The sequence below is a fragment of the Streptomyces sp. NPDC102259 genome (assembly GCF_044766465.1).
Taxonomy (GTDB): Bacteria; Actinomycetota; Actinomycetes; order Streptomycetales; family Streptomycetaceae; genus Streptomyces.
Window position 1 is genome coordinate 438,970 of the sequence record NZ_JBIWMA010000004.1, and the last position, 17,007, is coordinate 455,976.

Genomic DNA, 17,007 nt, shown 5'->3' on the forward strand with positions numbered 1-17,007 from the left:
GGTACAGCGAGCGGTACCGGGCGCGGGTGACACCGGTGCGCCCGCCCCCGGCCCCTCGGCGGCGGGCGGCGCCCCGCCCGCCGTGCGGACCGGCTCGACCCTGCCGTCGTCGGCGAAGTCGCCGGTCGTGGCGGCCGGTTCGGCCTCCGCAGGTGCTTCGGGGACAGCGGCGGCTCCGTCCGTCGGCTCCGCCGGGTCCCCTTCGTCCAGCGCCGGTCACAGCGTGCAGCGTGCCGTTCCCCCGCGTACGACACCGTCCTCCTCCCCCGGCGGGGCATCCGGGGGCACCGGGACGCGCTCCGCGGGCAGCGGGCCCACCGCACCTCGGCCGGGCGGAACGGAACGCGGCCCGTCGCCGACGTCCACCCCGGGTCCGCCCTCGGCGACCACCACGACCACCGCGACCGTCCCGACCGCTCCGCGTTCAGGCGCGGTCACGCCGGTTCCGGTGAGCAGACGCCTCGCCACGAACACGAGCTCCACTCCCACCGCCGACGCACCCACCGGGTCGTCGGCACCCCGCAGTTCGGACTCCGGTTCTGGCTCCGGTTCTGGGCGCGGGCTCGGCTCCGGTTCTACGGCCGCCCCGGGCCCGGCTTCCGCTTCGACCTCCGCTTCGACCTCCGCTTCCGGCCCTGCGCGAAGCTCCGGTCCCGCCCTGGGCCCCAGCCCCAGCCCCAGCCCCAGCCCCAGCCCCAGCGTGCAACGGGCGGCAACGACACCGGACTCGGCGTCGAGGCCCACCGCGTCCTCGGGTGACGGTGGCCGCACATCGACCCCGAGCGTGCAGCGCGCCGCGACGACACCGACCTCGGCCTCGGCCTCCCACCCCGGCCTCGGCCCCGGCCCCGGCGACAGTCCCGTTCACGTTCGTCGGTCAAGCGCGGCCTCCGGTGCGGGCCCTGCCTCGGTTCCGGGCCCCTCCGCGTCCTCGACCGACGGCGGCCGCACGCCGACCCCGAGCGTGCAACGCGCCGTGACGGCCCCGACCTCGACTCCCGGCTCGAGCCCCGCCTCGGTGCCGGGCCCCGCCTCGGGTTCCAGTGGTGACGGCCGCGCATCGACCCCAGGCGTGCAACGTGCCGCGACGACACCGACACCGGCCTCGACGCCGTCCGCGCCGACGACCACACCCACGTCCGCCGGTCGTCGTACGGCGCCCACCGACGTGCAACGTGCCGTATCGGCCCCCGTCCCGGTCACGCCGCCCGCGCGACCCGCCACGCCCGCCGCAGCCGGTTCCGCTCGGCCCGTGGGCGGCGTGAGCGGTTCGGTGCCGGCACGCACCGGCCCGGCGCTTCCGACGCCCTCCGCCGTCGACTCCCCGGCGTCGGCCGCAGGTTCCGCACCCGGGTCCTCGCCCGCCTCCGCTCCCGCGTCCGTGTCCCAGGCCGCGACGAGCGTCCAGCGGGCCGCGTCCGGTACGGCCGCCCCCCGGCGTCGCGTGGGCCTCGGTGCCCCCACGAGCCTTCCCTCGGGCCGACCCGGCCCGGCGAACCTGCCCGACAAGCCCCACCCGCCTCACTCGTCCCACGCGCCCGCGGCGTCGCCGACGCCTCCCGCGACGCCAGCCCCCGTCGGTACGCCCCCCGCCGCCGTGGCCGCGCACAGCCACGGCGCCCCGAGCGCGCGGACCGAACCGCTTGTCCCGCCCCGGCGCTCCACTCCTCTCGGCGCCCCCGTGCAGCGCGCCGCCGTGCCGGTCGCCGCCGCGCAGCCCTCGCGCCCCGCGTCCGCGCGTCCCGCGCTGGGCGCTCCCCTCTCCACCCGCCCCGCCGACGCGGCACCGCTGAGCGCACCGAGCGGCATGCCGATCGCGCCCCTGGGCGGCGTCCCCGGTGCGGCGGCCGGTTCCGGAGTCGCCTCCCCGGCGAGCCCGCCGTTCACGCCGCCCTTCGTGCAGCGCAGCACCGCGACGCCGAGCGCCCCCGAACTCCCGCTGCCCGCACCCGGGTCCACACCCGCGTTCACACCCGGGTCCGCCCACAGCACCGGCACGCCTGCGCATCGTCCGGCCCCGCTGCCCCAGAACACCGGCACCACCGCCGCCCCCGACGCCCCTACGGGCGCCATCCCGCGCACGGTTCGTCCCACGACGACGACCGGACAGCACCACCCCGTACACCCCGTCTCCCTCACCGGCAGGCCGCCGGCGTCCCCGGCACCCGTGCAGCGCCGCGCCGTCAAGGCGCCCGTGCCGTTGCGCCGCACCGCGCCCGGCGCGGCCGCGGGTCAGCCCGTGGCGCACCCGTACCCCACTCCCGGCCTTCCGCCCGCGACCCAGCCGACCCAGGCGACCCAGGCGGCCTCGCCGATCCCGGTCGTACAGCGTCGGTCGCTGCCCGCCGCCCCGGTCTCGGCGGCCACCGCGCCCGTACGCCCCGCCACATCGCCCGCATCACCGGCTCAGGCGGCGCCCCTTCCGATGCCGATGCCGACGGCGCCCATGCCGATCCCGGCGCCCGCCGCACGGCCGCTGCCCGCAGCTCCCACGCCACCCACCTCCGTGGTCCAGCGGCGCACCGCCCCGCCGCCGACGAAGCCGTCGCGCGCCGCCGCGCTCCCGACCGGCGGCGAGCAGGCTGCGGCGAGCCCGGCTCCCGCGCATCCCGGTTTCGATCCCCGCGGGCTCACCGACTTCCAGCTCGACGAGCTGACGCACCGCCTGACCGGCCGCATCACCCGTCTGCTCCGCACCGAACTGCGGCTGGACCGCGAACGCATCGGCAGACTCCGCGACCCCCGTCGCTGACGCACCCGCAACCGACCCCGACGCCCCCTCTCCCAGAAAGGCCAGGCCCCGATGCCCTCCGATCTCGACCCGGGCTCCACCATCTTCTTCACCCTGACCATCGACGGCGAGAGCCTCGGTTTCTTCAACGGGTGTGAGGGGCTCTCGTCGCAGGTGGAGATCGAGCACCGCCAGGAGGGCGGCAACAACGGCTTCGTCTGGCAGCTGCCCTCCCGGGTCACGTTCTCCACGATCCGGCTGACCCGTCCGCTCACCCCGGACACCACCAAGGTGGCCAAGTGGATCTCGTCGGTCACCACGGGGGTGACCCGGCCGACCGCGCAGATCGCGGCGCTGCGCGCGGACGGTTCGGAGGTCGCCCGGTGGGGGCTCATCGACGTGCTGCCGGTCAGCTGGCAGGGGCCGTCCCTCAGCCCGGACAGTCCGGGTGTGGCCACGGAGGTCCTGGAGATCACCCACCACGGCTTCACGGACTGAGCAGCAGGAACCGGGACCGGGACCAGCTAGGACTAGGCAGGGAGTACAAGCCATGGCCAAGGGAAGCAAAGGCGGCGCCGGCAAGAGCCTGGTCCGTGCCACCCTCGCGATCCACGAACCGCCGGTGGGCACGAGCACGACCCCCGGCGGGCTGATCAAATCCTTCGGGTTCGACTTCAACCCGTCGCAGCTCCAGCTCGGCCGCAAGGCCCAGTGGAAGGTCACCCCCACGGCGGCCGTCCGGGACGGATCCGTGCCGGAGTTCATGGGCCCCGAGCCCCGCGAGATGACCGTCGAGATCTTCCTCGACACCTCGGACCAGCCCGGCAGCAACACCGTCCTGAAGAAGGTCGAGTCGCTGCTGGAGTGCTGCGAGGTCACCACCAAGAGCATCGCCGCCAAGCAGCCCTCGCCGCCGTGGGTGGTGTTCCAGTGGGGTTCGTTCTCCACGGCCCGCTTCACCGCCTACGTCAGCAGCATCGACGTCACGTACTCGCTGTTCGGCACGACCGGCGTCCCGATCCGCGCCACCTGCCAGGTGCGCCTGAACGAGATCCCCAGCAAGACGAAGGGCCAGAACCCGACCTCGGGCGCGCTCACCGCGCAGCGCGTGCACCGGGTCGTCGCCGGCGACTCCCTCCAGTCCCTGGCCTGGCGCGAGTACGGCGACGCCTCCGCGTGGCGGTCCATCGCCGAGGTCAACGGCATCGACGACCCCTCCCGGCTGCCGACCGGCATCGAGCTCGTCATGCCGGCCGTCGAGGAGGTGCGCTACTAGTGGTCGCGTCCGCGTTCTCCAGCGTCATCCAGGTCACCCTCGGTGGCGCTCCCCTCCCCGTCGACATCGCGCCGCTCCTCGTCGACGGTTGGGTCGACCAGGGGCTCGGTGTGCCGGCCGCGTTCCGGCTCACCTTCCGCGACCCCGGCCATCAGGTCCTGGGCAAGCTGGGCGTCAAGTTCGGCACCCCCGTCGTCCTCGCCCCGATCGCCGACGGCAAGGGCGCCGCCGACCCGCTCTTCACCGGCGAGGTCTGCGGCCTGGAGGCCGACTACGACGGCACCGGCACCTTCACCGTCATCCGCGGCTACGACTTCGGCCACCGCCTGATGCGCCAGCGCCGCGTCGCCGCCTACCGCAACCAGAGCGCCGCGGACATCGCCCGCAAGCTGGCCGCCCAGGACGGCGTCCCGGTCGGGAAGATCCAGTCCACCAAGACCGTCTACGAGTTCATCAGCCAGGCCAACGTCACCGACTGGGACTTCCTCGCCCGGCTGGCCGACGAGAACGAGATGGTCATGTCGGTGGACGCCAAGGGCAAGTTCCAGTTCGTCAAGCCGGACCCGGCGTCCGGCGCGCCGCCCACCTCCACCCCCGGTGACAAGAGCCCGTTCGTCCTGGAAGCGGGCAACGACATCCTCCGGCTGCGGGCCGCCGTCACCTCCGCCGAGCAGGTCGGATCCGTCGAGGCACGCGGCTGGGACGTGACGACGAAGAAGAAGCTCACCGCGACCGCGCCCGCCAAGACCAACCCCGGCATCAGCATCGGCACCACCCCCGGGGAGGCCGCCGCCAAGTTCAAGCCGGCCAAGCTGGTCGACGCGCAGACGCCGTACGACCGGCAGTCGGAGGTGAAGTTCGCCGCCGAGGCCCTCGCCGACGACGTCACCGGCTCCTTCGCCGAGCTGGAGGTCATCGCGCGCGGCACCCCGAAGCTCCGCCCCGGGCTGCCCGTCACCCTCGCCGACGTCGGCGCTCCCTTCGAGGGCAAGTACACCGCCACCTCCGTACGGCACGTCTTCGGCGACGGCAAGCACTACGAGGCCTGGGTGACGGTCAGCGGCCGGCAGTGGCGGTCGCTGTACGGCCTGTCCTCCGGCGGCGGGAACGCGTCCAACGGCCTGAACCTGCCCGGCACCGCCAACGCCCTGGTCACCGACGTGGGGGATCCGCTCAAGCAGGGACGTGTCAAGCTCCAGTTCCCCTGGCTCGACGACGCCTACGTCAGCGACTGGACGCGCGTGGTGCAGTGGGGCGGCAAGCGCGGCGGCTCGATCTTCCCTCTCGACGTCGGTGACGAGGTGCTGGTCGCCTTCGACCGGGGCGCCCTGGACCACCCGTACGTCATCGGCGGCCTCTACAACGGCAGGGACAAGCCGACCCCGGTCAAGGACGTGCCCCTGCACGACGGCACCCGCCAGCGCGCCTCCCGGCACACCCTGTCCGACCGCGAGGGCAACCGGCTGGACCTGCTCAGCCAGCGGACCGGCGGCAAACGGGGCGTACGGCTGACCAGCGGCGACGACAAACTCGTCATCAACCTCGACCGGGCGCAGACCGAGATCACCGTCGACAGCAAGGGCACCGTCAGCATCACGGGCAGCCGCTCGGTGACCGTCAAGGCGGGCACCGACCTCACCCTCACCGCGGGCCGCAACATCGCCATCCGAAGCGGCGGCTCCATCACCCTCCGGGGCAACCTGGTCAACATCAGGTCGATGACGGGCATGGTGTCGGTGGACGCGGCAGGCCTGCTCAACCTCAAGTCGGGCGGTGCCGCCACGTTCAGCGCGGGCGCCACCGTACAGATCAACGCCACCGCCAACGTGGGCATCCGGGCCGCCAACCTCATGCTCCAGGGCCTGGTCATGGTCAACGCCAAGCCGTACCCGCTGCCGTGACGCACCGACGACGGCATGCCGTGAGAATCAGAAAGAGGCAGGTGGCCGTCTGATGGCCGAGCAATTCGTCGGATCGGGCTGGGCGTTCCCCCTGCGTATCGGCCCCACCGGGGGCATCGCCCTGGTCAGCGGGGAGCGTGAGATCGAGGAGGCCATCCGGCTGATCCTCGCCACCGCGCCGGGCGAACGCCCCATGCGCCCGGAGTACGGCTGCGCCATCCACGACCTGGTCTTCGCCCCGGTCAACGAGGCGACCGCCGGGCGCATCCAGCACGAGGTGTACACCAGCCTGGACCGCTGGGAGCCGCGCATCGAGGTCACCGACGTCGAGGTCACCGCCGGCGCCGAACAGGGCGTGCTCTTCATCGACGTCCAGTACGCGATCCGCGGCACCAACAATCCGCGCAGTCTCGTCTTCCCCTTCTACGTCATTCCGTCCCATGACGAGCCGGGTCTTCCCGGTCCGTCCGGTACGGCTTCCGAAAGCGACCGCTGATGGCCCTGCCCTCCCCGAACCTGGACGACCGCCGCTTCCAGCAGTTCGTCGACGACGCCAAGCGCTACATCCAGCAGCGCGCACCGGAGTGGACCGACCACAACGTCTCCGACCCCGGCGTGACGCTCATCGAGACGGTCGCCCACATGGCCGACCAGATCGTGTACCGCCTCAACCGCGTCCCCGACAAGAACCACCTCGCCTTCCTGGACCTGGTCGGCATCCGTCTCTTCCCGCCGTCCGCCGCCCGCACGGAGGTCACCTTCTGGCTGTCCGCGCCGCAGGACGAGCCGGTCCTCCTGCCCGTGGGCACCGAGGTGGCCACGGTCCGCACGGAGAGCGAGGAAGCGGTCGTCTTCGCGACGGAACGCGAACTCACCGTCGTGCCAAGCCAGTTGAACCACCTCGTGGTGCAGCACCGGGGCGAGCCGGTCACCGACCGGACCAGCGACCTCACCGAGGGCAAGGACCTGCTCTGCTTCGCCGAGGCCCCGCAGCCCGGCGACTGCATGCTGTTCGGTCTGAGCGCGGCCGTCCCGCACTGCGCGGTGGTCCTGGAACTGGACAGCCGCGTCGACGGCGTCGGCGTCGACCCGCGCCAGCCCCCGCTCGTCTGGGAGGCGTGGACGGAGGACGGCTGGCAGGAGTGCGAGATCGACCGCGACGGCACCGGCGGCCTCAACCGCCCCGGCGAGGTCGTCCTGCACATCACCGGCGGCCACGTCCTGTCCCGCTCCGGCGGCCAGGAGGCCGGCTGGCTGCGCTGCCGCGTCACCGAGCCCCTCACCGGCCAGCCCTTCTACACGACCTCGCCGACCGTGCGCTCCGCCGAGGTCTTCACGATCGGCGGCACCGCCCCCGCCGTGCACGCCGAGACCGTCTACGACGAGGCCCTCGGCGAGTCCACCGGCCTGCCCGGCCAGCGCGTCGCCCTCGCGCACTCGCCCGTCGTCGGCGACGACCCGCCGCTTCTGCTGCAGACCGCCCAGCACGAGGGCTGGTCCGACTGGCAGGTCGTCCCGCACTTCGCCGCCTCCGGCCACGACGACCGCCATGTCACCCTCGACGCGGCCACCGGCGAGATCGCCTTCGGCCCGTCCGTCCGCGAACCCGACGGCAAACTCCGCCAGTACGGGGCCGTCGCCCCCAAGGGCTCGGTCATCCGCGCCCGCCGCTACCGCACGGGCGGCGGCCGCGCCGGCAACGTGGCCCGGGGCGCGGTGCAAGTGCTCCGCACCTCCGTCCCATACGTCTCGGAGGTCGTCAACCGGGAGGCCGCGCGCGGCGGGGTCGACGGCGAGACGGTGGAGGAGGCGAAGCTCCGCGCGCCGATCACCCTGCGCGCCCAGGAGCGGGCCGTGACCCTGCGCGACTACGAGGAACTCGCCCGCCGGGCCGCGCCCGAGACCGCCCGCATCACCTGCCTGGAGGGTCAGCCCGACGAACACGGCTCCTACGCGGTACGGGTGCTGGTGGTCCCGCAGGCCGTGCCGGACCCCGGCGGACGCCTCCGCTTCGAGCAACTGGTGCCCGGCGACTCCCTGCTGGACCGCATCACCCGCCATCTCGACGAACGCCGTCTGATCGGCACCAGGCTGGCCGTCGGCCCGCCGTACTACCAGGGTGTGACGGTGGTGGCGACGGTCCACGCCTTCCGGGGCGTCGACACGGACCGCGTCCGCCGCCAGGCCCACGACGCCCTCTACCGCCACCTCGACCCGCTGGTCGGCGGCGCGGACGGCAAGGGCTGGCCCTTCGGCCGCCCGGTGCAGTCGGGCGAGGTCTTCGCCGTCCTCCAACGCGTCCCGGGAGTGGAGCTGGTCGACCAGGTCATGCTGCACCCCGCCGACCCGCTGACGGGCAAGCGCGGCGAGGCGACCGACCGCATCGACCTGGCCGCCCCGGCCCTGGTGTTCTCCTACGACCACCGGGTGCGAGTGATCGGGGACGGCTCATGACCGGCGCGAACTCACGTAAGGACACGGAGCGTTGAGGGGCTCCGTGGACGGACTCGGCTCCTCCGTCCCGATCGGCGGGATGCTGCCGGCCGTCTTCGCCGACGACGACCTGGCACAGCGCTTCGTCGGGGGTCTGGACGAGGTGATGGCCCCCATCCTCAACGTCCTGGACTGCCTGCCCGCCTACTTCGACCCGGCCCTCGCCCCGGTCGACTTCACCCGTTGGCTGGCGGGCTGGGTCGGCGCGGAGACCGACGGCACGGAACCGGAACCGAGGCTGCGGGCCGCGGTGGCGGCGGCCGCGTACCTGCACCGGGTGCGCGGCACCCGGCGCGGCCTGTCGGAGACGGTCCGGCTGGCCTTCGGCGTGGAGCCGGAGATCTCCGAGAGCGGCGGCGCCGACTGGAGCGCCCGGCCGCTCGGCCCGGTCCCCGGCGAACCCCGGCCGCACCTGCACGTCACGGTCCGCCTGCCCGACCCCGGCCCGGCGGACGAGCACCGCCTGGACACCCTCGTGGCCGCGGCCCGCCCCGCCCACATGCCGTACACGGTCAAGGTGACCGCCGCCGAAAGGACCCCGGAGAGATGACCACCCAGAACTGCGCCGAGTGCGGCACGCGGGCCGAGCCCGGCCAGTCGTTCTGCGACGCCTGCGGCGCCGTACTGAGCTGGACGGACCGCCCCTCGTCGCGCCCCGGCGCGGCCACCGGCCCGGGCGCTGGTTCGGGTTCGGGTTCGGGTTCGGGTTCGGGTTCGGGTTCGGGTTCGGGTTCGGGTTCGGGGTCCGGCTCCGGGTCGGGCTCGACCCCCGGTGCCGGATCCGGGTCGGACCCCGGTCCCGGGACGGGCTCCGCCTCGGGAGCGGGCTCCGGCTTCGGGGCGGGTCCCGGCTTCGGCACGGGTTCCGGTGCCGGGTCCGCGACGGGCGACGGGTCCGGGGCGGGGTCCGCTCACGGAAGCGGGTCCGGAACGGGGTCGTCAGGCTCCGCGTACGGCTCCGGCTCCGGCTCCGGCTCGGCGTACGGGTCCGGGGCGGCGGCCGGTGCCGACTCCGGCGGCGTGGGCGGCGGCTCCGGGGCCGGATACCGCTCCGCGGAGGGCTCGCGCGAGCCGTCGGGCGCCGCGGGACCGGAAGCCGGTGCGGCCTCCCGTACGGCTTCCCCCACCGCCTCCGCCACCACCGCTCCCGCTCCCATCACCTCTCCGGCCCCCGCCGCCGCCCCCGGTACGACCGTGGCGAGCGCGCCGGCACCCGCCTCGCCGCACACCGCGCCCGAGCCCACGCCCCAGGCCGCCGCCCCGGCCGCCGACAACGACGACTACGACCCGGACGACGAGGACACCACGGAAACTCCCCTGCCGGTCATCCCGCCGGAGGACGGCACCACCGCTCCGTCCGGCACAACACCGGCCCCCGCGCACACTCCCGCCCCCGACCGGACCGCCCCCACCACACCCGTACCGGCGGCCGCCGCCCCCGCTCCCGCCCTCGGCGACACAATGGCCGCCCGGGCCCGTTCCCTCCTGGTCCCCGTGGCCGACGCCGAGCCCCGACCCGCCGCGCCTCCGTCCGTGGCCCCGGTCCTGCCGGGCAGGCCGGTCGCGGACCGGCCGCAGGTGCGTGCGCCCGGACCCGTCCTGGGCGAGCACAACGGCGTCGCGTGCCCCTGGTGCGCCACCCCCAACAACCCCGACCGGCACTTCTGCGTCCGTTGCGCGATGCCCATGACGCTGGAGGACCGGTCCTCGATCCGCCTCCCCTGGTGGCGCCGCCTGTTCAACCGCAACGGCGCGACCCCCTGGGCCGGCGACCGCCCGCGGCTGCGCCGTACGTTCGACCGCATCCTCAGCTGGGTGGTCGCGGCGGTCGTCATCACCCTCGTGATCATCGCGGGGGTGAACACGCCGGCCGCGATCCAGGCCACCCGCGACCACTTCGCCAAGCGCGCCCCGGTCACCCCGGACTCGTTCGCGGCCTCGCGCTCCTACCCGGGGCACAAGCCGGAGCTGGCCTTCGACAAGATCAACAACAGCTGGTGGGGTCCCGGTGTCTCGCAGTCGGGCGAGGGCGAGTGGATCGAGGCCCGCTTCGACGAGCCGACCCGCCTGCTGGACCTGATCATCACCTCGGGCACGTCGGTCCGCCCCGACCAGCTCAACCAGTCGGCCCTCCCGCACCGCATCAAGGCGACGATCACCCTGAAGGACGGCAAGACGACGACCCGGGAGATCGTCCTGGACCAGAGCTCGGGGGGCCAGCGCCGCGCCTTCCGCGTGGGCGACGTCACCAAGGTCCGCTTCACCATCGAGTCGTCGTACATGGCCTCCGCGAGCAAGCAGGTGTCGATAGCCGAGATCGAGTTCTTCGGCCGGTCGAGCGCGAACTCGACGTGACGGCCCGGCGGGCCGGCGGCTCGACGGCCTGACCTGGCGGTTCAGGGCCCTGGGTGGCCGGGAGGGAAACCTCCCGGCCACCCAGGGCCCTTCCTCTTGAGCGTGTACTTGCGTAAGTCAAGCAATCTCTTTATGGTTGCCTGAGTTAAGCAAGCTAGTTCACCCGCTGCGGAAGGAACCGCCGTGAAGTCGCTGACCTCCTTCGCCCGCTTCGTGGCCTTCGGCGGCGGTACCGGAGTCCTCTCCAGCCTGGCCGTCCCGCTGCTGGCGGCGCTGATGCCGTGGGCCCTGTCGAACGCGCTGATCACCATCGCCTCGACCGTCCTGTGCACCGAGCTGCACGCCCGCTACACCTTCCGCACCGGCAGCCACGCGGGCCTGCGCCGGCACTGGCAGTCGGCGGGCTCGGCGGCGGCCGCCTACGCGGCGACCTCCGTGGCCGTGTTCGCCCTGCACGCGATCCAGCCCACCCCCGGCATGCTCACCGAGCAGCTCGTCTACCTCTCGGCCTCGGGCCTCGCGGGCATCGGCCGCTTCGTGATCCTGCGCCTGTTCGTCTTCGCGACCAGCGCCGACGCGACCGCAACCGACGTGACCGCGCCAAACCTGGCCGGCGCCCACGGCGAGACGACGAAGACGACCGGCACGAAGGAGCCGACCAAGGCCACGGTGACCGCGGCACCCACGGCACCCACGGCACCCACGGCGATCAAGCCGATCAAGCCGATCAAGGTCACGATCACCCGCCCCCGGCGGACGCCCGCCCCCGCCGCCGCCGGGCTGACGACGGCCGTCAGCCCGAGCTGACCGAGACGCGGACCCGTCCGCCCTCACCGCCCGGACCCGGCCGCCCTCACCGCCCGGGCCGGCGCACCTTCCGCGCTTCGCCGTCGACGGCCCAGGCGTCCGCCACCGGGCCCAGGTGCCCGAGCTTGTCGGGATTGATCACCAGGCGAATCGCCTGGATCCGCCCGTCGAGCACGTCGAGAGCCAAGGTGTGGAGCACCCTGCCGTCCCGGTCGCGGAAGATCGCGCCGGGCTGGCCGTTGATCTCGCGCGGCTCGAACGTCACGTCGATCCGGGCCACCAGCACGAAGGCGGTGGTGAGCAGCCGGGCCACGTTCTCGGCGCCGCTGACCGCCCTGGCCAGCTGCGGGGCCCGGCCGCCGCCGTCGCCGACCATCGCCACGTCGGCGGCGAGCAGTTTCTGAAGGCCGGCGACATCGCCTTCGCGCAGGGCGTCGAAGAACCCGGACGCCAGTTCCTCCCGCTCTCTGCGGTCCGCCGCGAACCGGGGCCGACCCTCGGCCATGTGGCGCCGGGCCCGCACCACGAGCTGGCGGCACGCCGCCTCCGAACGCCCCACGGCCGCCGCGACCTCGGGGAACCCGAACGCGAACACGTCCCGCAGCACGAAGACCGCCCGCTCGAGCGGGCTGAGCCGCTCGAGCAGCAGCAGGGCCGCCACCGACACCGAGTCCGCCAGTTCCGCCGACCGCGCCGGATCCTCGTAGGGGTCGCTGAGCAGCGGCTCGGGAAGCCACTGCCCGACGTACTCCTCCCGCCGGACGCGGGCCGAGCGCAGCACGTCGATCGAGAGCCGGGTCACCACGGCCGAGAGGAAGGCCTTGGTCGACGCGGGTGAGGCCGGGGAGGCCTCGAAGCGCAGCCAGGTCTCCTGGACGGCGTCCTCGGCCTCACCGACACTGCCGAGGATCCGGTAGGCGATCGAGAACAGCAGCGGCCGCAGCTCCTGGAACTCCTCGGTCCTGCCCATGCCGGCTCCTCCGTGACGTCACCCACGCGGTCAGAGGCCGAAGCGGCCCCACGCGATGAATGCCGCGCAGGCGAGATAGACCAGGTTCAGTACCACCAACTTGGACTCACCGAGGCGGCCGTGGGCAATCATCGCGCCGACCATCAGCAAGATCCAGCAGACGGCGGTCACCGGCACCATAATCGGCGCGATCCCGAGCGCGGCAGGCAGGATCAGGCCTGCCGCGGCCAGCAGCTCCAGGATGCCGAGGGTCTTGACGAAGGGGGCGCCGACGTCGGCGGTCCACCCCCCGCCGTGGGCGGCGGCCAGCTTCTCCTTGGGCACGAACGTCTTGGTGACGCCGGCGGCCAGGGCCAAGGCGGCCAGCAGTCCGGCGGCGATCCACAGCGCGAGGTCCATCGTCCACTCCTTGATCGGGGTTTGTCCTTCCGCACCCCTAGGACGAGACAGCGGTCTCCGCCTGTGACATCCGCGTCCGGCGAACGCGCGAAGGCCTCACGCGCCGGTCGGACCGCCCTCCGCCCCCATGTCCCCCGGCGCGCCCAGCGACGCTTCCCCCGGCGCGTCCAGCGCCGTCTCCGCGTGGGCGACGAAGTCGTCGACGAGGCGGTGGAAGAGGGTGGCGAGCTGCCGCAGGTCGTCCGGCGTCCAGTCGGCCAGGGCGAGGCTCATGCCTCGGCGGCCGATGTCCCGTACGCGGTCGATCGCGGCCCGGCCCGCCTCGGTGAGCTGGATGAGCTGGGCCCGTCGGTCCTCCGGGTCGGGGAAGCGGACCACGAGGCCGGACTTCTCCAACTGCCTGAGCTGCCGCGTGACATGAGAGGCCTCCACGGACAGCCGGACGGCGAGCATCCCGGGGCGGAGCGGGTCGGCCTCGGCGAGATGGCGCAGGATCGCCACGTCGGCCCGGTCCAGCGGGAGTCCGGCGAGCGCCATCAGCCGGTCGTGCCGACGGGCGCGGGTCGCCAGGTAGGTGAGGCGGGTGAGCACCCGCTCCACGGCGATCACATCTTCGGGGACGGGCGTTGCGGGCGACGGTATCGGCATCCGTTCACCGTACAGATAATTGCCTAACTCAAGCAAGACAAGTAATTCGTTGCTTGACTTAAGTAAGTCCATCATGGTTGCCTAACTCAAGCAACTAAGAGCCCCGGGGTAAGAGAACCCAAGGGCACTCAGGAGCACCCAAGAGACCCAAGAGCACCCCCGATCCACCGGAGCGTCTCCCATGCCGCACGCCACCATCGCCCCCGCCCGGAAGAACCGCGTCCGCCGCCCGGCGCCCGCCCGCGCCGGTGTCCGTGCCGGTGCCGTACGCCTCGCCCTCGCACCGGCTCCCGCCCTCGCGCCCGCCAGGACCGTCCTGCCGCTCTGGCAGGCGCTCCTCCCCGGCGGCACCGCGACCGCGGCCGGAGTCCGTCCGTGACCGCTCACCCGACGCTCCCCCTCCTCCCCCTCCTCCTCCTTCTCCTCGCCGTCGTGGTCGGCGCCTCCGCGCTGGTCACCGCCTGGCACGGCTGGGGCCACCGCACCGGCTGACCCTCCCTCTCCTCGCTCGCAACAGGAACCCCATCCCATGCGCTCCCGGATCCCCGCCCAGCCCCATGCCCGTGCCCAGCCCCATGCCCAGCCGCCCCATGCCCGTGCCCAGCCCCTCCCGCAGCCTTCCTCCCAGCCCGCCGGAGCCGTCGGTCTCCCTGGACTGCCGTTCGCCGGTGGCCATCCCCGGTCCTCCGACGCGGTTCTCGCCGCCGCCCTCTTCGCCTGTTCGTTCCCGGGCAGTGTGATCACCTTCCCCGGCCAGGACCTGGGCGTTCCCTGGTGGCCCGGTGTGGTGCTGGCCGCTGTCTCCTGCGCGGCGCTGATCCGGCGCCGCGACCGCCCTCGCGGCACGGTCGTCGTGACCCTCGCCTGCGCCGTGGCCGCCTCCGCGCTCGGGTATCTGCTCACGGTGCTGCTGCTGGCGCCGCTCATGGCCGCGTTGTACTCCCTCGCCTCGTCCACCGACCGCAGGACCGCCAACGCCTTCGCCTTCACCGGCATCGTCCTGCTGGTCGGCGTCGGGCTGCCGTCCGGGCCGGCCGGCGAACCGCTGGTCCTCAAGCTGCTCGGCCCCGCCGCCTGGCTGCTGCTGCCCACCGCGCTGGGGACGGTGACCCGACTGCGCGCCGCCTGTCTGGACGCCGTCCGGGCCCGCGCCGAGCACGCCGAACGCACCCGGGAGGAGGAGACCCGCCGCCGGGTCACCGAGGAGCGCCTGCGGATCGCCCGTGACCTGCACGACGTCGTCGCCCACCACCTGGTCCTGGCCGGACTCCAGGCCGGCGCGGTGGCCCGGCACCTCCCCGCCCGTCCCGAGGAGGCCGCCCGCCTCACCGCCGACCTGACCGGCACCACCGCCTCCGCCCTGCGCGAACTCAAGTCCACCGTCGGCCTGTTGCGTCGAGCGGGCACCAACGACGTGGGGTCGGTCGGGGCCGTGGGATCGGTCGGGGCCGGGGGGCCCACCCCCGGAATCGCTCAACTGCCGCGGCTGGCGGCCTCCTTCGAGGGGGCGGGCCTCGAGGTCAGGCTCCACACCGAGGGTGAGCCCGGTCCGCTCACCGCCGGCGCGGAGCTCACGGCGTACCGGATCGTGCAGGAGGCCCTGACCAACGTCACCAAGCACGCGGGCGCCCGTACGGCGGCGATACGGCTCGTCTACACGGAGGATCTGCTGACGGTCGCGGTCACGGACGACGGCGGCGGCGCGCATCCGAAGGCCCCCGCCTCCGTGGGCGGCGGCGGATACGGCCTCATCGGCATGCGGGAGCGGGCCCGCTCGGCGGACGGCCGGGTCCGTGCCGGGCATCGGCCCGGCGGCGGCTTCGAGGTCGTCGCCGAACTGCCCCTGCGCACACGGGAAACGAACGAGTCCCACCCCGTCTGACACGGGATGGGACTCGTTCGAAATGGAGCGCCGGGCAGGCCTTGCACCTGCATTTCCCCGCAGGAAGCGGGGCGTCTTTCCTTGGACCACCAACGCAGAGGTCGTCCACCGTTTTGCTTTCCGGTGACCGGCTCAAGATCAAGCTTACCGCATCTCGGGGGTGCTCTTGACCATGTACACCGTCAGGCCGGAGACCTCGTGAGGCCGGAGACCTCGTCAGGCGACGTCGCCGACCTTCAACTCGGGTCCCACCACCAGGGTGATGACGCCCGGTGCGGCCGAGGCGTCGGCGGTGGCCGTCCGGTCCGGCAGCCGGGAGGCGAGGACGGCGGCCTGGCCGTCGAGGCCCGTCGGATAGGTGAGGGTCGTCTTGGCCACCGTCTTGGGGGCGTTGCCCGTGCCGGTGACGGTGTAACCGGCGTCCTTCAGCTTCTCCGCGACGGCGGCGGCGCGCCCGGAGACCCCGGTGCCGTTGAGGACCTGGACCCGCACGCTGGAGGCGTACACCACGTTCTTCTTCGCCGCCTCCAACTGCGGCTTGGTGACCTCCTTGTCCTTGGCCAGGGAGGTGAACAGGTCGGTGGCCTGCGGGTACTGCCAGACGATGTTGGCCTTGTCGGTGGGCTGGTCGGCCTCGCGCCCGTAGTTGGGCACGGTGAGGAAGCTCAGGCGGTCGCTCGGTATCCCCTTGAGCTCGTTGGCCAGCCCGTACAGCGGCTGGATGCCGGCCATGTCGGGGTCGGTGGTGAGGGACTTGGTGATCGACTGGAGGAAGCCGTACATGGCGTCGGGGCTCGTGAGCTTGGACTTGGCCTTCTTGGCCAGCGCGTCCATGAACTCCTGCTGGCGCCCGATGCGTCCGATGTCGGAGCCGTCGCCCACGCTGTAGCGGGTGCGGACGTATCCGAGCGCCTTCTCGCCCTTGACGGTCTGGCAGCCCGCCTCCAGGTCCAGGTGGGCCTTCTCGTCGTGGATGGCCTGCTTCGGGCAGACCTCGATGCCCCCCAGCGCGTCGACCATGCCCTTGAAGCCGGAGAAGTCGACCGTCATGAAGTGGTCGATGCGCAGGCCCGTGTTGGACTCGACGGTCTTGATGCTGCACGCGGCGGCCTCGGCGACCTTGCCGTTGCTGCCGCCGAGCGCGAACGCCTCGTTGATCTTGAAGTGGTGCGGGGAGGACGAACTGCCGTCCCCCTTCTCGCAACTGGGTATCTCCACCCACGAGTCGCGCGGGAAGGACACGACCGAGGCCCACTTACGGTCGGCCGGGATGTGCAGCACCATCAGCGTGTCGGACTGCATGGTGGTCAGATCCTTGCCGTACTTGGCGTTGGCGCCGTCGCGGCTGTCGGATCCGACGATCATGATGTTCTTCGAGCCGGGACTGAGGTTCTCGGGCCGGTTCTCGCCCAGCTTGTCGTCCACGTCGGCGGAGTTGATGTTGTTGTTCAGGTCGTTGTAGACCCAGGCCCCGACCCCGCCCACCCCGAGGACGACCAGGGACGTCACGCCCGCGCCCCACACGAGGATCTTTCCCCGCCGGGT

General features: G+C 73.2%; 16 protein-coding genes. 11 read left to right on the forward strand and 5 right to left on the reverse strand.

Translation table 11 applies throughout. The features are described from left to right. Positions 1 to 216: 216 nt before the first annotated feature. Positions 217 to 771: a hypothetical protein gene (locus ACIRPU_RS13835; RefSeq protein WP_403866057.1), complete on the reverse strand. Its 555-nt coding sequence runs from the start codon at positions 769 to 771 to the stop codon at positions 217 to 219. Positions 772 to 1,597: 826 nt separating this feature from the next. Between ACIRPU_RS13835 and ACIRPU_RS13840 the strand changes: the two genes are divergently transcribed. The 9 genes from ACIRPU_RS13840 to ACIRPU_RS13880 all read left to right on the forward strand — a co-directional run bounded on the left by ACIRPU_RS13840 (position 1,598) and on the right by ACIRPU_RS13880 (position 11,563). Beyond that, entirely contained in the window at positions 1,598 to 2,752 is a 1,155-nt protein-coding gene (locus ACIRPU_RS13840) for a hypothetical protein (protein ID WP_403866060.1), read from the forward strand. A gap of 51 nt (positions 2,753 to 2,803) precedes the next feature. Next, positions 2,804 to 3,229 (forward strand): phage tail protein, encoded by a 426-nt coding sequence (locus ACIRPU_RS13845; RefSeq protein ID WP_020132884.1) that lies wholly within the window; start codon positions 2,804 to 2,806, stop codon positions 3,227 to 3,229. Between the two features lie 52 nt (positions 3,230 to 3,281). Next, entirely contained in the window at positions 3,282 to 4,007 is a 726-nt protein-coding gene (locus ACIRPU_RS13850; RefSeq protein ID WP_355702463.1) for a peptidase M23, read from the forward strand. Beyond that, a complete protein-coding gene (locus ACIRPU_RS13855) occupies positions 4,007 to 5,908 on the forward strand; it encodes a VgrG-related protein (RefSeq protein WP_403866062.1) in 1,902 nt (633 codons plus the stop codon). Before ACIRPU_RS13850 ends, ACIRPU_RS13855 begins: the two co-directional genes overlap by 1 nt. A gap of 52 nt (positions 5,909 to 5,960) precedes the next feature. Beyond that, entirely contained in the window at positions 5,961 to 6,404 is a 444-nt protein-coding gene (locus ACIRPU_RS13860) for a GPW/gp25 family protein (protein WP_020132881.1), read from the forward strand. Continuing rightward, on the forward strand, positions 6,404 to 8,362 hold the full coding sequence (locus ACIRPU_RS13865) for a putative baseplate assembly protein (RefSeq protein ID WP_384115870.1): 1,959 nt from the start codon (positions 6,404 to 6,406) through the stop codon (positions 8,360 to 8,362). Before ACIRPU_RS13860 ends, ACIRPU_RS13865 begins: the two co-directional genes overlap by 1 nt. A 31-nt stretch (positions 8,363 to 8,393) precedes the next feature. Next, the gene (locus ACIRPU_RS13870; RefSeq protein ID WP_403866067.1) at positions 8,394 to 8,951 is read left to right on the forward strand and encodes a phage tail protein; all 558 of its coding nucleotides are present in this window, start codon (positions 8,394 to 8,396) and stop codon (positions 8,949 to 8,951) included. Continuing rightward, positions 8,948 to 10,756 (forward strand): NADase-type glycan-binding domain-containing protein, encoded by a 1,809-nt coding sequence (locus ACIRPU_RS13875; RefSeq protein ID WP_403866070.1) that lies wholly within the window; start codon positions 8,948 to 8,950, stop codon positions 10,754 to 10,756. The genes ACIRPU_RS13870 and ACIRPU_RS13875 overlap by 4 nt, the downstream gene beginning before the upstream one ends. 183 nt (positions 10,757 to 10,939) lie before the next feature. After that, positions 10,940 to 11,563 (forward strand): GtrA family protein, encoded by a 624-nt coding sequence (locus ACIRPU_RS13880; RefSeq protein WP_403866073.1) that lies wholly within the window; start codon positions 10,940 to 10,942, stop codon positions 11,561 to 11,563. Between the two features lie 46 nt (positions 11,564 to 11,609). On the opposite strand, the gene ACIRPU_RS13885 is transcribed toward ACIRPU_RS13880, so the two are convergent. The 3 genes from ACIRPU_RS13885 to ACIRPU_RS13895 form a co-directional block, all read right to left on the reverse strand. Then, a complete protein-coding gene (locus tag ACIRPU_RS13885; protein WP_403866076.1) occupies positions 11,610 to 12,533 on the reverse strand; it encodes an RNA polymerase sigma-70 factor in 924 nt (307 codons plus the stop codon). A gap of 30 nt (positions 12,534 to 12,563) precedes the next feature. Next, entirely contained in the window at positions 12,564 to 12,932 is a 369-nt protein-coding gene (locus ACIRPU_RS13890; protein WP_403866079.1) for a DoxX family protein, read from the reverse strand. Between the two features lie 96 nt (positions 12,933 to 13,028). Further along, positions 13,029 to 13,580, reverse strand: a complete 552-nt coding sequence (locus tag ACIRPU_RS13895) for a MarR family winged helix-turn-helix transcriptional regulator (protein ID WP_403866082.1) — start codon at positions 13,578 to 13,580, stop codon at positions 13,029 to 13,031. Between the two features lie 181 nt (positions 13,581 to 13,761). Between ACIRPU_RS13895 and ACIRPU_RS13900 the strand changes: the two genes are divergently transcribed. Continuing rightward, positions 13,762 to 13,959: a hypothetical protein gene (locus ACIRPU_RS13900; RefSeq protein WP_403866085.1), complete on the forward strand. Its 198-nt coding sequence runs from the start codon at positions 13,762 to 13,764 to the stop codon at positions 13,957 to 13,959. A 150-nt stretch (positions 13,960 to 14,109) separates the two neighbouring features. After that, positions 14,110 to 15,462, forward strand: coding sequence for a sensor histidine kinase (locus tag ACIRPU_RS13905; protein WP_403866089.1), 1,353 nt, complete (start codon positions 14,110 to 14,112; stop codon positions 15,460 to 15,462). 216 nt (positions 15,463 to 15,678) lie between these two features. On the opposite strand, the gene ACIRPU_RS13910 is transcribed toward ACIRPU_RS13905, so the two are convergent. Continuing rightward, entirely contained in the window at positions 15,679 to 16,971 is a 1,293-nt protein-coding gene (locus ACIRPU_RS13910; protein WP_403866092.1) for an LCP family protein, read from the reverse strand. Between the last annotated feature and the right edge of the window lie 36 nt (positions 16,972 to 17,007).

Bases quoted from the DNA above. Each gene is read 5' to 3' on its own strand.
- ACIRPU_RS13845 (WP_020132884.1), top strand. From the start codon at position 2,804: ATGCCCTCCGATCTCGACCCGGGCTCCACCATCTTCTTCACCCTGACC.
- ACIRPU_RS13850 (WP_355702463.1), top strand. From the start codon at position 3,282: ATGGCCAAGGGAAGCAAAGGCGGCGCCGGCAAGAGCCTGGTCCGTGCC.
- ACIRPU_RS13860 (WP_020132881.1), top strand. From the start codon at position 5,961: ATGGCCGAGCAATTCGTCGGATCGGGCTGGGCGTTCCCCCTGCGTATC.
- ACIRPU_RS13865 (WP_384115870.1), top strand. From the start codon at position 6,404: ATGGCCCTGCCCTCCCCGAACCTGGACGACCGCCGCTTCCAGCAGTTC.
- ACIRPU_RS13875 (WP_403866070.1), top strand. From the start codon at position 8,948: ATGACCACCCAGAACTGCGCCGAGTGCGGCACGCGGGCCGAGCCCGGC.
- ACIRPU_RS13885 (WP_403866076.1), bottom strand. From the start codon at position 12,533: ATGGGCAGGACCGAGGAGTTCCAGGAGCTGCGGCCGCTGCTGTTCTCG.
- ACIRPU_RS13890 (WP_403866079.1), bottom strand. From the start codon at position 12,932: ATGGACCTCGCGCTGTGGATCGCCGCCGGACTGCTGGCCGCCTTGGCC.
- ACIRPU_RS13895 (WP_403866082.1), bottom strand. From the start codon at position 13,580: ATGCCGATACCGTCGCCCGCAACGCCCGTCCCCGAAGATGTGATCGCC.
- ACIRPU_RS13900 (WP_403866085.1), top strand. From the start codon at position 13,762: ATGCCGCACGCCACCATCGCCCCCGCCCGGAAGAACCGCGTCCGCCGC.
- ACIRPU_RS13905 (WP_403866089.1), top strand. From the start codon at position 14,110: ATGCGCTCCCGGATCCCCGCCCAGCCCCATGCCCGTGCCCAGCCCCAT.